Source organism: Novosphingobium sp., assembly GCF_030699305.1.
Lineage (GTDB): Bacteria > Pseudomonadota > Alphaproteobacteria > Sphingomonadales > Sphingomonadaceae > Novosphingobium.
The window spans coordinates 19,838-31,866 of record NZ_JAUYNB010000010.1 but is presented as its reverse complement, the minus strand read 5'-3'; the positions used below and the strand labels follow the sequence as shown (position 1 = coordinate 31,866).

13 protein-coding genes are annotated in these 12,029 nt (G+C 65.0%); 8 read left to right on the top strand and 5 right to left on the bottom strand.

What is annotated here, in order from left to right; translation table 11 throughout:
* Positions 1-264: 264 nt before the first annotated feature.
* On the top strand, positions 265-510 hold the full coding sequence (locus Q8Q53_RS02865; RefSeq protein WP_305700244.1) for a GlsB/YeaQ/YmgE family stress response membrane protein: 246 nt from the start codon (positions 265-267) through the stop codon (positions 508-510).
* Between the two features lie 82 nt (positions 511-592).
* On the opposite strand, the gene Q8Q53_RS02860 is transcribed toward Q8Q53_RS02865, so the two are convergent.
* The 4 genes from Q8Q53_RS02860 to nadB all read right to left on the bottom strand — a co-directional run bounded on the left by Q8Q53_RS02860 (position 593) and on the right by nadB (position 5,656).
* Entirely contained in the window at positions 593-1,474 is an 882-nt protein-coding gene (locus Q8Q53_RS02860) for an alpha/beta fold hydrolase (RefSeq protein WP_305700243.1), read from the bottom strand.
* 142 nt (positions 1,475-1,616) lie between these two features.
* Positions 1,617-2,699, bottom strand: a complete 1,083-nt coding sequence (gene ppk2, locus Q8Q53_RS02855) for a polyphosphate kinase 2 (protein WP_305700242.1) — start codon at positions 2,697-2,699, stop codon at positions 1,617-1,619.
* A 218-nt stretch (positions 2,700-2,917) separates the two neighbouring features.
* Positions 2,918-3,985 (bottom strand): polyphosphate kinase 2, encoded by a 1,068-nt coding sequence (gene ppk2, locus Q8Q53_RS02850; protein WP_305700241.1) that lies wholly within the window; start codon positions 3,983-3,985, stop codon positions 2,918-2,920.
* Between the two features lie 69 nt (positions 3,986-4,054).
* Complete coding sequence (nadB, locus tag Q8Q53_RS02845; protein WP_305700240.1) at positions 4,055-5,656, bottom strand: L-aspartate oxidase; 1,602 nt, start codon at positions 5,654-5,656, stop codon at positions 4,055-4,057.
* Between the two features lie 175 nt (positions 5,657-5,831).
* Between nadB and Q8Q53_RS02840 the strand changes: the two genes are divergently transcribed.
* Positions 5,832-6,056, top strand: coding sequence for a hypothetical protein (locus Q8Q53_RS02840; protein WP_305700239.1), 225 nt, complete (start codon positions 5,832-5,834; stop codon positions 6,054-6,056).
* Here the strand turns inward: Q8Q53_RS02840 and Q8Q53_RS02835 are convergent.
* On the bottom strand, positions 6,022-6,969 hold the full coding sequence (locus tag Q8Q53_RS02835; protein ID WP_305700238.1) for an ABC transporter ATP-binding protein: 948 nt from the start codon (positions 6,967-6,969) through the stop codon (positions 6,022-6,024). The two genes, Q8Q53_RS02840 and Q8Q53_RS02835, sit on opposite strands and share 35 nt — an antisense overlap.
* A 130-nt stretch (positions 6,970-7,099) precedes the next feature.
* Between Q8Q53_RS02835 and Q8Q53_RS02830 the strand changes: the two genes are divergently transcribed.
* From Q8Q53_RS02830 to Q8Q53_RS02805, 6 genes are all read left to right on the top strand, one after another.
* Positions 7,100-7,708: a DUF4402 domain-containing protein gene (locus tag Q8Q53_RS02830; protein ID WP_305700237.1), complete on the top strand. Its 609-nt coding sequence runs from the start codon at positions 7,100-7,102 to the stop codon at positions 7,706-7,708.
* A gap of 38 nt (positions 7,709-7,746) precedes the next feature.
* Positions 7,747-7,944: a zinc-finger domain-containing protein gene (locus tag Q8Q53_RS02825; protein ID WP_305700236.1), complete on the top strand. Its 198-nt coding sequence runs from the start codon at positions 7,747-7,749 to the stop codon at positions 7,942-7,944.
* Between the two features lie 72 nt (positions 7,945-8,016).
* Complete coding sequence (gene tldD, locus Q8Q53_RS02820; RefSeq protein WP_305700235.1) at positions 8,017-9,435, top strand: metalloprotease TldD; 1,419 nt, start codon at positions 8,017-8,019, stop codon at positions 9,433-9,435.
* 83 nt (positions 9,436-9,518) lie between these two features.
* Positions 9,519-9,932, top strand: coding sequence for a hypothetical protein (locus Q8Q53_RS02815; RefSeq protein ID WP_305700234.1), 414 nt, complete (start codon positions 9,519-9,521; stop codon positions 9,930-9,932).
* A gap of 145 nt (positions 9,933-10,077) precedes the next feature.
* Positions 10,078-11,328: a cytochrome P450 gene (locus tag Q8Q53_RS02810; protein ID WP_305700233.1), complete on the top strand. Its 1,251-nt coding sequence runs from the start codon at positions 10,078-10,080 to the stop codon at positions 11,326-11,328.
* On the top strand, positions 11,328-11,984 hold the full coding sequence (locus tag Q8Q53_RS02805; protein ID WP_305700232.1) for a TetR/AcrR family transcriptional regulator: 657 nt from the start codon (positions 11,328-11,330) through the stop codon (positions 11,982-11,984). The genes Q8Q53_RS02810 and Q8Q53_RS02805 overlap by 1 nt, the downstream gene beginning before the upstream one ends.
* Positions 11,985-12,029: the final 45 nt, after the last annotated feature.

Below are 12,029 nucleotides of genomic sequence, written 5' to 3'. Positions count from 1 at the left end.
AACCGGCTTGCGGCGCGTTGTGCCGCGCAGCGACGCGCGGGGTTTCCGGGCTTCGCGCAGCGCGCAAGAGTCAAAGTGAACCGGCGAAAATAATTATTGGCGGGGGCAGCCGGTTGAGCGTGTTGCCGCGGATCGAATCAGGCGCGGCAATCTTGTTGCACAAACCGGGCCGGTCCGCGCAATCCGCTGACCCGCCCTTCTTGGTCTTGCACGCGGGCGGGATCGGCTCCACACTCGTACCCTGACAACTGGAGGATGACGGCCATGTTCAATCTTATCGGCGCGCTGATCAGCGGGCTTGTCGTCGGTGCGCTGGCGCGGTTCTTCTATCCCGGCGACGTCGAAATGGGCTGGGGCATGACACTGCTGCTGGGGATCGGCGGCTCACTTCTCGCCGGGTTCGCCACCACGCGCGGGAGCGAAGGGTTCAACCGGGCTGGCTGCCTGGCATCGGTGGTCGGCGCGGTCCTGCTGATCTTCATCGGCCGGATGCTCGGCTGGCATTTCTGACGCCAGAGACTCGGCCCGCCAATCCAGCGGAAAAACCCCGTTCGCTCGACACGAACGGGGCAGATTAAAACGGGCGGCGCCGCTAACCCGCGTGCGCCGCAATCGCGCCCGCGATCTCGTCGACCAGCTCCAGCGGCAGGTCGTGGCCCATGCCGGGGATTTCGTGCAGCTTTGCGCCGGGGATGGCCCGGGCCGTGTCGCGCCCGCCTTCGACCGGGACCAGCGGATCGTCGGTGCCGTGAATCACCAGCGTCGGCGCGGTGACCTGCCTCAGCCGCTTGCGCCGGTCGCCGTCATCCATGATCGCGGCGATCTGGCGGGCGGGGCCTTCGGGATAGAAGCTGCGCGCGAAATCGCGGGTGATCCGTTCGCGCAACCGCTCTTCCGGGGTGGGATAGGCCGGGCTGCCGATTGCGCGGGCGACGCGGATCCCGATCGGGATGACCTGATCCAGCGTGGCATTGGCGGGCGCGCGGTCCAGCAGCGCGTTCATCGCCTCAGGCCGGGGGCGGGGCAGGCGCGGATTGCCCGTGGTCGAGAAGATCGAGGTCAGCGTGCGCACCCGCTGCGGGTGATGGATCGCCAGCAGCTGCGCGATCATGCCGCCCATCGATCCGCCGACGATGTGCGCCCGGTCGATCCCCAGCGCGTCCAGCAGTCCGGCTGAATCGTTGGCCATGTCGGTCAGGCGGTAGGGCAGCCGCGCCCGCAGTCCGAACAGCCGCATCAGCGCGACCCGGCGGAAATTGGGAGTCCCGGCATGACCGAACTTTTCCGACAGGCCGATATCGCGGTTGTCGTGCCGGATCACATGGAACCCGCGCGCCACCAGCGCCTCCACCAGTTCGATCGGCCACAAGGTCAGTTGCGCGCCCAGCCCCATGATCAGCAGCAGCGGCGGGTTCGCCGGATCGCCGTGGGTTTCGTATTCGATCCGGATTCCGTTGGCGGTGACTTGCGGCATGGTGGCTCCCTGACGGTTTATTTCAGGGAAGGTTAGCGTGATGGCGGATCAGCGCAACCTTGCGCGGCGCGAACGCACACGGCTGCGTCACCCTGAACCAAGCTCAGGGTGACGCAGCCGGGTCAGGATCAGGCGGCTTTGTTCAATCGTCCATCCGCGCAAAGCCATGCTCACCGCGTTCGTGGATGATGTTGGCGCGGCCGACCACCAGATCATCGACCATGCCGATCCGGGCTGAATCCTTGTCCTTGTAGGGCAGCGAATGCAGGATGTAGCGCATGGCGTTCAGGCGCGCGCGCTTCTTGTCGTCGCTTTTGATCACGGTCCACGGGCTGTCGGCGGTGTCGGTGGCGAAGAACATCGCTTCCTTGGCGCGGGTGTAATCATCCCACTTGTCGAGGCTGGCCATGTCGATCGGTGACAGCTTCCACTGCTTGAGCGGGTGGACCTTGCGTTCCTTGAACCGGCGGCGCTGCTCCTCGCAACTGACCGAGAACCAGAACTTGATCAGGTGGATGCCGCTGCGCACCAGGTTGCGTTCGAACTCCGGCGCCTGACGCAGGAATTCCCGGTACTCCTCATCGTTGCAGAACCCCATCACGCGCTCCACCCCGGCGCGGTTATACCAGCTGCGGTCGAACATCACGATTTCGCCGCGGGTCGGGAGATGTTCGACATAGCGCTGGAAATACCACTGGCCGCGTTCGACGTCGCTGGGCTTTTCCAGCGCGACCACGCGCGCGCCGCGCGGGTTGAGGTGCTCCATGAAGCGCTTGATCGTGCCGCCTTTGCCGGCCGCGTCGCGCCCTTCGAACAGCACCACGACGCGCTGTTGCGATTCCCTGACCCACTGCTGAAGCTTGAGCAGTTCGGTCTGGAGGATGAACTTTTCGCGCTCATAATCCTTGCGCAGCATCTTGTATTTATAAGGATATCCGCCCTGACGCCAATCGTCGGCCAGTGCATCGCTGGTCTTGCGCGGCGTGCCGGGGGGCTTGGGCAAGCCCAGATGTTCGCGCAACCGGGCGGCGTCATCGGGCGCGGCCCCGGCAATGATGGCATTCACCCCGTCGGTGTTGCCTTGGCTTGCGATCTCATCCAGCGCAGCCGTTTCGGCCTCCACTGCGGCTTCGGTCCGTTCGGCGGCCAGCCCCTGCTCGACCGGCGTTCCGGCAACCGGGGTGCTGCGGGGGCGGCGCGTCCGGCCTGGGGTCTTGACTGTCATCGGCAACAACTCCTGTGCATTCACGCTGCCTGACAATGGCAGCAAATCCTTCCCGATTGGTTGTCGATCAGCCGGAACACCCGACAAAACCGGCCATAAGGGCTGGACGGAATTGTCCTGCCAGCGCGTCGGGGAGTCAAACGGAGAGGTTGCACGTGCTGTTGCATGGTTTGCAACATGCGCGGTTCTGGCCCCGGCCAGCGGGGCCGGTGGCGGGATCAGTCGGCCGCGGGTGGCTGGGCGGGTTCATCCCGTTCGCGCATGGCGTTGGCCCGGCCAACCAGCAGCCGGTCAACCTGACCGATGATCGCCGGGTCCTTGCCGGGATAGTCGAACGCGCTGAGCACATAGCGCATGGCGTTCAGGCGGGCGCGCTTCTTGTCATCGCTCTTGATCACGATCCACGGGCAGATTTCGGTATCGGTGGCGCCGAACATCGCTTCCTTGGCCGCCGTGTAGTCGTGCCACCGGTCGAGGCTGGCGACATCGATCGGCGACAGCTTCCACTGCTTGAGCGGGTGAACCTTGCGTTCGGCGAACCGGCGCAACTGTTCGTCGCGGCTGACCGAAAACCAGAACTTGATCAGGTGGATGCCGCCGCGCACCAGATTGCGCTCGAACTGCGGAGCCTCGCGCAGGAAATCGCGGTATTCCTCGGGGCTGCAGAACTCCATCACCTGTTCGACCCCGGCGCGGTTGTACCAGCTGCGGTCAAACAGCACGATTTCGCCGCGCGTCGGCAGGTGTGCGGCATAGCGCTGAAAATACCACTGCCCGCGCTCGATCTCGTTCGGCTTGTCCAGCGCCACCACCCGCGCGCCGCGCGGGTTGAGGTGATCCATGAACCGCTTGATCGTGCCGCCCTTGCCCGCTGCATCGCGCCCTTCGAACAGGATCACCACGCGCGCGCCGGTATCCTTGATCCAGGTTTGCAGTTTCAGCAGTTCGGCCTGAAGGAGGAACTTGTCGCGCTCATAGTCTTTGCGCAACATCTTGTATTTATAGGGATATCCGCCCTGTTTCCAGCCGGGGGCGAGTTCATCGCTGGTCTGGCGCAGCGGGATCGAATGATCCGGGATGCCCAGCAGCTGGCGCATCCGCGCGGCATCATCGGGGGCCGATCCCTCGATCAGCGCTTCGATGTCATTCCAGCGGCCGCGTGCCGCGAGGGTTTCGATTGCGGCCATCGCGGCTTGCTGCGCAGCCACGACGCGTTCTTCCGCAACCCCCTGGCCCAAGGCCCTCAGGGGCAGCCTTGCGGCTTCGTCGTTGTCATCCTGGCTCATGGCTTGGCCCAGCCGTAGCCGCCGAATTGTTGCAGTTTCATGTCACAATATGAACTTTGGGTTGGCGGATCACGGCACCAGCACCGTGTCTTTTGGCTCGGGCAGCAGATCCGGATAGTCCAGCGTATAGTGCAGGCCCCGGCTTTCCTTGCGGGTCAGCGCGGACCGCACGATCAGATCGGCGCATTGCAGCAGGTTGCGCAGTTCGATCAGGTCGGTCGATACGCGGAAGTGGCCGTAATAATCGTCCACTTCCTCCATCAGCAGCTTGATCCGGTGCGCCGCGCGTTCCAGCCGCTTGGTGGTGCGCACAATCCCGACGTAGTTCCACATGAACCGGCGGATTTCGGTCCAGTTCTGCTTGATGATCACTTCCTCGTCGGAATCGGTGACGCGGCTGGCATCCCACGCGCGGACTGGCGGGGGGACATCGAAGCTGTCCCAGCGGGCCAGAATGTCCGCTGCCGCAGCTTCGCCGAAGACGAAGCATTCAAGCAGCGAGTTGGAGGCGAGGCGGTTCGCGCCGTGCAGCCCGCTTTCGGTGCATTCCCCCGCCGCATACAGCCCCGGCAGGTCGGTCCGGCCCGCCAGATCGATCACGATCCCGCCGCAGGTGTAATGCTGCGCGGGGACCACCGGGATCGGCTGGCGGGTCATGTCGATGCCCAGCCCCAGCAGCTTTTCGTGGATCGTCGGGAAATGCTCGCGGACAAATTCCGGCGGCATGTGGCTGATGTCGAGGTGGACGAAATCCAGCCCGTCGCGCTTGATTTCCGCGTCGTTGGCGCGGGCCACGATGTCGCGCGGGGCGAGTTCGGCGCGCTCGTCATAGTCCGGCATATAGCGGTGGCCGGTGCGCGGGTTGAGCAGGCGCCCGCCTTCGCCGCGCACGGCTTCGGTGATCAGGAAATTCTTGACGTCGAGGTTGTAAAGGCAGGTCGGGTGGAACTGCATCATTTCCATGTTGCCGACCCGCGCGCCTGCGCGCCAGGCCATCGCGATCCCGTCCCCGGTCGCGCCGCGCGGGGCGGTGCTGAACTGATAGACCCGGCCCGCGCCGCCGGTGGCCAGGATCGTCGCGCGGGCGGTATGCGCCTCGACCGTGCCGGTTGCCTCGTCCAGCGCATAGACGCCCCAGACCCGGCCCGATCCGGAATAGCGCGCCTCATGCCGCCCGGTGATCAGGTCGATGCAGGCGCGGCCCGGCAGCAGGGTGATGTTGGGATGGGCTTCGGCCGCCCTGACCAGCGCCGATTGCACTGCCCAGCCGGTGGCATCGTCGACATGGACAATCCGGCGGTGCGAATGTCCGCCTTCGCGCGTCAGGTGCAGCGCCTGGCCTTCGGTGTTGAACGGCACGCCCAGCTGGACCAGCCGCTCGATCGCGTGGGGCGCGCGCTCGATCACGAATTCGACCGTTTCCTGCCGGTTCAGGCCTGCGCCCGCGATCATCGTGTCGCGGATATGATTTTCGAACGTGTCGCCCGCGTCCAGCACGGCGGCGATGCCGCCTTGCGCCCACGCGGTTGATCCGCCGGTCAGCGCGCCCTTGGCCAGCACCAGCACCTTCAGCCGATCCGCCAGCGCCAGCGCCGCCGTCAACCCGGCCGCACCCGAACCAACGATGATCACATCATGCGCAGCGTGGTCACTGTAAAGAGCAGTTGTCATCGCCCGTCTGTGCCTGCCGAAGTGCCGCGCTGCAAGCCGTCAGCAAGAAATCCATTTGCTGCACTGCACCATATACCGTAGTGTCAAATTGATCTGGTAGCACGAGGCTGCTGCCGGAATGCAGTGGGTCGCACGTCCATTCCATTCCTGTCCTACCCATGGGAAAGCCTCTGCAATGCGTATCGAATTACCGCTATGCTTATTCAACCGCCACCAGCCCGTGCGGGATCAGGTTCACTGGGATGGCTGGAGCTATCGCAGCACGTGCCGGTTCTGCGGCAAGCTGGTCGAACGCGAAAGCAAGGGCCTGTGGCGCAAGGCCGAACCGCGCCTGCCGCCCGACACGCCGTTTGACCATTCAGTGGTCAGTGATCCGCCGACTGACCGCTCGTCAGACTGACGAACACGTCTTCCAGATCGGCTTCGCGGGTGGTGACGTCGACGATTGCCAGCCCCTGGGCCTGAATCTGCGCCAGCACCTCACCAGCGTTGGTGCGATCCTTGTCGTAGGTAACCTCGATCGTCCGCTCGCCGGTCTTCTCGCACTTAACGAAGGAGGGGTGGCTGGGGAAGTCGGCCAGATCGCGGTCCATCGTCAGCACCACGATTTTTTCGCGGGCCATGTCGACCAGTTCACGGGTCGGCTTGTTGGCGATCAGCTGGCCGTGGTTGATGATCGCGATCCGGTCGCACAGCTGTTCCGCTTCTTCCAGATAGTGCGTGGTCAGCACCACGGTTACCCCGGCGGCGTTCAGGTCACCCACCAGCTCCCACAGCTGGCGGCGCAGCTCCACGTCGACCCCGGCGGTCGGCTCGTCCAGCACCAGCACGGGCGGCGAATGGACCATCGCCTTGGCGATCAGCAGGCGGCGCTTCATCCCGCCTGACAGGGTGCGGGCATAGGCATTGGCCTTGTCCGACAAATGCACTTCGGCCAGCAATTCCAGACTGCGCCGCGCGGCCTTGGGTACGCCATAGAGACCAGCCTGATTCTCCAGCACCTCGAACGGGGTGAAGAACGGATCGAACACGATTTCCTGCGGCACGATCCCGATCGACCGCTTGGCGTTGCGGCTGTCGGCGTCGATGTCGAAACCCCAGATTTCCGCGCTGCCGCTGGTCTTCATCACCAGCCCGGCCAGGATGTTGATCAGCGTCGACTTGCCCGCGCCGTTGGGGCCGAGCAGGCCGAAGATCTGCCCTTGCGGCACATCGAAACTGACCCCGCGCAAGGCCAGCTTCGCCTCGGTATTTCCGGCGGGGGCATAGCGCTTTACGACGTCACGGATACGGATAGCGGCGGGAGTGTCCATGCCTGCGCTCTTGCGGCAGGAATCGCGCCGCGTAAAGACCCCGCAACCCGGTGCTGAACGGCGGCGGTTACCGCGCCGTTAACCATGCTGTTGCAGCAACCCTTCACGGCTGGAAACTATGCAGGCTGTGATGACCTGGGGGTTCCTTGAGCGCGGCGCTGTGCCGCGACACGCCGGACGCGCGATTTGTGCGGTGCTGGCGCTGGCCTTCAGCGCTCCGGTCCAGGCCAACGAAGTTTCCAGCGCGACCGCGACCACACAGGCCGTCGTGGTTGCCCCATCGAGCATCATCAAGGTCCAGGACATGAGCTTTGGCCGGATCGTCGCGCGGCCCCAGCCGGGCACTGTGACGATCAACGGCGCAACCGGCGCCTGCACCGTAACCGGACCGATCCTGGAAGTCGGCACCTGCCGCCAGGCAATCTTTGCGGGCATGGGTACCAGGAACATGCGCGCGCGCATCAGTCTGGACAGCGTGATCAGCCTGACCGGGCCGGGCCAGACGATGGTGCTGGATCAGGTGTTCCTGTCAAACGATTCGACCATCAGCTTTTCGGGCAACCCCAACGCCAACGGGCAGGGGGTGGGCCTGACCCAGGGCAACGGCAACCAGCGCTATACGATTACCTCGCCCACCGGGATCTACACGCTGAAGATCGGCGGGCGGCTGAACGTCAACGCCAACCAGTTGCCGGGGATCTACAATGGTTCGATTACCGTCACCGTCCAGTATCAGTAGGCTGGAAAAGCCCGCCGCAGCCTGTTAGTGGCAGCACCATGAGCACGCAGCCCGACACCGTATTCACCGCCACCACCCGCGTTTCCTGCGACGGCGCCAGCGACATCCGCGGCGGTTCCGCTCTGGGCCACCCGCGCGTTTACCTTGAGATCGACGAAAAGGGTTACGTTGATTGCGGCTATTGCGACCGCCGCTTCGTGCTGAAGGGCGGCCCGGCCGATCAGTCCGCCGCCTGATTTGGGACCGGCCGGAACTGGCCATTCTCTCCCCACTCTGGCGCTTCCCCGTTCAGCCCCTATATCTGGGGCATGACCACTGCCGATCCCCGCTCGCTCCTTTACCGCCAACTCGATCCCGCCGAGGCGCAGGCGATTGCCCGCGATACGCTGGCGCGCTGCGATGATGGCGAACTCTACCTGCAATTCATCGCGGCAGAAACGTTCGCGTTCGATGACGGGCGGCTGAAAACAGCCGATTATTCGCGCGACGCGGGCTTTGGCCTGCGCGGCGTGTCGGGCGAGATGACCGGGTTTGCCCACGCCAACGAGATCAGCGCCGCCGCGATCCGCCGTGCGGGTGAAACGCTGCAACTGCTCGATCCGGCCAAGGGCCAGCCGGCCCCGCCGCCGCGCCAGAGCAACCGCCACCTCTATACCGATGCCTCGCCGCTGGACCTGATCCCGTTCGCGCGGAAAGTCGCGCTGCTGGAAACCATCGACGCAGCCGCGCGCGCCCGCGATCCGCGCGTGGCGCAAGTGTCGGCCAGCCTTTCGGCGAGTTGGTCGGTGGTCGAAATTGTCCGCGCCGACGGGTTTGTCGCGACCGATGTGCGTCCGCTGGTGCGGCTGAATGTGTCCATCGTGGCCGAACAGAACGGGCGGCGCGAAACTGGCAGCTTCGGGATCGGCGGACGGCGGCTCTATGACGATCTGTTCGCGCCCGAAACCTGGAACCGCGCGATCGACACCGCACTGGCGCAGGCGCTGACCAACCTGGACAGCGTCGCCGCCCCGGCGGGCGAGATGACCGTGCTGCTTGGCCCCGGCTGGCCCGGCGTGCTGCTGCACGAAGCGATCGGCCACGGGCTGGAAGGCGATTTCAACCGCAAGGGTACGTCGGCGTTCTCTGGCCGGATCGGTGAGCGCGTTGGCGCACCGGGGGTCACCGTGGTCGACGATGGCTCGATTGCGGCGCGGCGCGGCTCGCTCTCTATCGACGATGAAGGCACCCCCACGCAGGAAACCGTGCTGATCGAGGACGGCATCCTGAAAGGGTACATGCAGGACCGGCTCAACGCGCGGCTGATGGGCGTGGCCCCGACCGGCAATGGACGGCGCGAAAGTTATGCCCACGCGCCGATGCCGCGCATGACCAATACCTTCATGAAGGGCGGGAACGACGATCCCGCCGATCTGCTCAGCCGGATGAAGTCCGGGATTTTCGCCAAGAGCTTTGGCGGCGGGCAGGTTGATATCGTGTCGGGCAAGTTCGTGTTCAGCTGCACCGAGGCCTATCTGGTCGAGAACGGCAAGCTCGGCGCGCCGATCAAGGGCGCAACGCTGATCGGGGACGGTCCGACCGTGCTGACCCGCGTGCAGGGGATCGGCAACGACATGGCGCTGGACGAAGGCGTCGGCGTCTGCGGCAAGGGCGGGCAGAGCGTGCCGGCCGGGGTCGGCCAGCCGACGTTGCTGGTGGCGGGATTGACGGTCGGCGGCACGGGCTGATCGGCCCGGCTCCAGAATCCGTCAGCCAGCGTTCAGACAACCGTGCTATTCTCAACCCAGTGTTGAGAGAAGGAGACAGGATGATGCGCAGGATTGCACTCGCTCTCGCGTCGGCAGCGTTGCTGGCGGGCGGCGCTTCGGCGGTTTCGGCCAAGCCGAAGCTGACCCCGCAGGAGCGGCTCGACAAGATGCTCGACGGGCGTGAGCCCGGTAAGCCGGTCAGCTGCATCAGCACCTACGATTCGCGGGACATGACCGTGCTGGACAAAGTCGGGATCGTGTTCCGCAGCGGCGGCACGCTTTACGTCAACCGCCCCGAGAACATCGATCAGCTCGATTCGGACGATATCATGGTGACCAGGACTTTTGGCAGCCAGTTGTGCCGCCTGGACATCGTCCACACCGTGGATCGCTCCGGCCATTTCCCCACCGGGTTCATCAACCTGGGTGATTTCGTGCCTTACAAGAAGGCTCCGAAAGTCGCCACGGCCAACTGATACCGAACAGCGCACAGCGACGGATCGCCGCCCGGTTTCGATCGGGCGGCGATTTGCGTTTGGGCGCTTGACTCGTCAGGCCATTCCGGCGAATTAGGGTCCATACCCTAAAAGGCGCAACAAGCGCTGCCGGGAGAGGATTGCCATGACCGAAGCCGCTACTCTGGCGCGCAGTGTTGCGCCGCTTGCCCCGATCGACGTCAGCCGCGCTGAACTCTATGCCGAGGACCGCTGGCAGGACCTGTTCCGCCGCCTGCGCGCCGAAGCGCCGATCCAGTTCGTTCCGGAATCCGGTTTTGGCCCCTATTGGTCGGTCAGCACGCACAAGCCGATCGTGCATATCGAGGCGCTGCCCAGGATTTTCTCTTCCAGCTGGGAATATGGCGGCATCTCGATCGCGGGGGACGTGGAGAAGCCGGCCCAGGGCGAGATGCGGATGCCGATGTTCATTGCGATGGACCCGCCCGAACACACCGCGCAGCGCCGCACCATCGCCCCGTCGTTCGGGCCGAGCGAAGTCGCTGCGCTGAAAGCCGAAGTGCAGCAGCGCACCGCGCAAGTGCTCGATGCGCTGCCCGTCGGCGAAGCGTTCGACTGGGTGGAGCGCGTTTCGATCGAACTGACCACGGGCATGCTGGCCCGGCTGTTCGACTTCCCGTGGGACCAGCGCCACAAGCTGACCTACTGGTCCGACATGGGCGGCGACGTCGAACTGATGAAATCGCCGGAGGATCACGCCCGCCGCAATGCCGCGCTGGGCGAAATGGGTGCCGCTTTCGCCGCGCTGTGGCAGGAAAAGGCCGCCAATCCGGGCAAGGACCTGATCTCGGTCATGCTGCGCTCGGATGCGATGAACCACATGAGCGAGCAGGAATTCATGGGCAACCTGATCCTGCTGATCGTGGGCGGCAACGATACCACCCGCAATTCGATGTCGGCGTTCGCCTATGGCCTGTCGCAGTTCCCCGATGAACGCGCAAAGCTTGAGGCGAACCCGGACCTGATCCCCAACGCGGTCCAGGAACTGGTGCGTTGGCAGACCCCGCTGGCGCACATGCGCCGGACGGTGCTGGAAGATACCGAAGTGGACGGCGTCGCCATGAAAAAGGGCGACAAGGTCGTGCTGTGGTATCTTTCGGCCAATCGCGACGAGAGCGTCTTCAAGGACGCCGACGCGATCAAGGTGGACCGCGAAAACGCGCGCCGCCACTTGTCCTTCGGGTACGGAATCCACCGCTGTGTGGGTGCCCGGGTTGCAGAACTCCAGCTGTGCACGCTGCTGGAGGAATTGGCGAAGCGGCGCCTGCGCGTTAACGTGATCGGTGAACCGACGCGCGTGCCAGCCTGCTTCGTACATGGTTACAAGTCGATGCAGGTTGAACTATCGCGCTACTGATGAAGGCCAGAACCACAGGAACGAAAGCGCGCATCGTCGAACAGGCGCGGCGGTTGTTCAATGCCCACGGCTATGCCCAGGTGACGACCGCCGCGCTGGCGGCGCATCTGGGCATGGCCGAAGGCAACCTGTGGTATCATTTCAAGACCCGCGCCGCGCTGCTCGATGCACTGGGAGAGCGTTTCGCGCATGAGATCGAGGCGCGGCTGGCCTTGCGCCCCGGGGCTGATCCGGTCGCCAGTTACGGCGCGTTGCTGCGCGCGCTGATGGCCGAGTTTCGCGCCTTCCGCTTCCTCTACCGCGACCAGCGCGGTTACGGCGAAAGTGCTGCGCTGGTCAGCGCCAACGCGCCGCAATGGCTGGAGCGGACGTTCGAACAGATCGAGGCGCACCTGGCCGCACTGGCCGATGCGGGCCTGCTCGACTGGCCGCGCGACCGGCTGCGCGATCTGGCGATCAACGCCACGATCATCCTGCGCTATGGTCTGGAACACTTCCTGGAACTGGGCGAGCCCGGCGGCGAAGGGTCCGGCACGGTCCGGCGCACGCTGAAGCGGCACCTGACCCTGTTCGAGCACAATCTGGTCCCGGCCGCCGCCGCCGCGATCCATGCCGCGATCGAACGGATCGAGGCGGACAGCGCCCTGGCCGCATAAGGCGCGTGCCTCAGGCGTTCACCGTCCGGACCTTCCGGCAGCCAG

What these genes read in the sequence shown, in the direction of transcription:
- Q8Q53_RS02805 (WP_305700232.1), top strand. Translation starts at nt 11,328, where the DNA reads ATGAAGGCCAGAACCACAGGAACGAAAGCGCGCATCGTCGAACAGGCG.
- Q8Q53_RS02815 (WP_305700234.1), top strand. Translation starts at nt 9,519, where the DNA reads ATGCGCAGGATTGCACTCGCTCTCGCGTCGGCAGCGTTGCTGGCGGGC.
- Q8Q53_RS02860 (WP_305700243.1), bottom strand. Translation starts at nt 1,474, where the DNA reads ATGCCGCAAGTCACCGCCAACGGAATCCGGATCGAATACGAAACCCAC.
- Q8Q53_RS02825 (WP_305700236.1), top strand. Translation starts at nt 7,747, where the DNA reads ATGAGCACGCAGCCCGACACCGTATTCACCGCCACCACCCGCGTTTCC.
- Q8Q53_RS02810 (WP_305700233.1), top strand. Translation starts at nt 10,078, where the DNA reads ATGACCGAAGCCGCTACTCTGGCGCGCAGTGTTGCGCCGCTTGCCCCG.
- Q8Q53_RS02840 (WP_305700239.1), top strand. Translation starts at nt 5,832, where the DNA reads ATGCGTATCGAATTACCGCTATGCTTATTCAACCGCCACCAGCCCGTG.
- Q8Q53_RS02835 (WP_305700238.1), bottom strand. Translation starts at nt 6,969, where the DNA reads ATGGACACTCCCGCCGCTATCCGTATCCGTGACGTCGTAAAGCGCTAT.
- nadB (WP_305700240.1), bottom strand. Translation starts at nt 5,656, where the DNA reads ATGACAACTGCTCTTTACAGTGACCACGCTGCGCATGATGTGATCATC.
- tldD (WP_305700235.1), top strand. Translation starts at nt 8,017, where the DNA reads ATGACCACTGCCGATCCCCGCTCGCTCCTTTACCGCCAACTCGATCCC.
- Q8Q53_RS02830 (WP_305700237.1), top strand. Translation starts at nt 7,100, where the DNA reads ATGACCTGGGGGTTCCTTGAGCGCGGCGCTGTGCCGCGACACGCCGGA.
- ppk2 (WP_305700242.1), bottom strand. Translation starts at nt 2,699, where the DNA reads ATGACAGTCAAGACCCCAGGCCGGACGCGCCGCCCCCGCAGCACCCCG.
- ppk2 (WP_305700241.1), bottom strand. Translation starts at nt 3,985, where the DNA reads ATGAGCCAGGATGACAACGACGAAGCCGCAAGGCTGCCCCTGAGGGCC.
- Q8Q53_RS02865 (WP_305700244.1), top strand. Translation starts at nt 265, where the DNA reads ATGTTCAATCTTATCGGCGCGCTGATCAGCGGGCTTGTCGTCGGTGCG.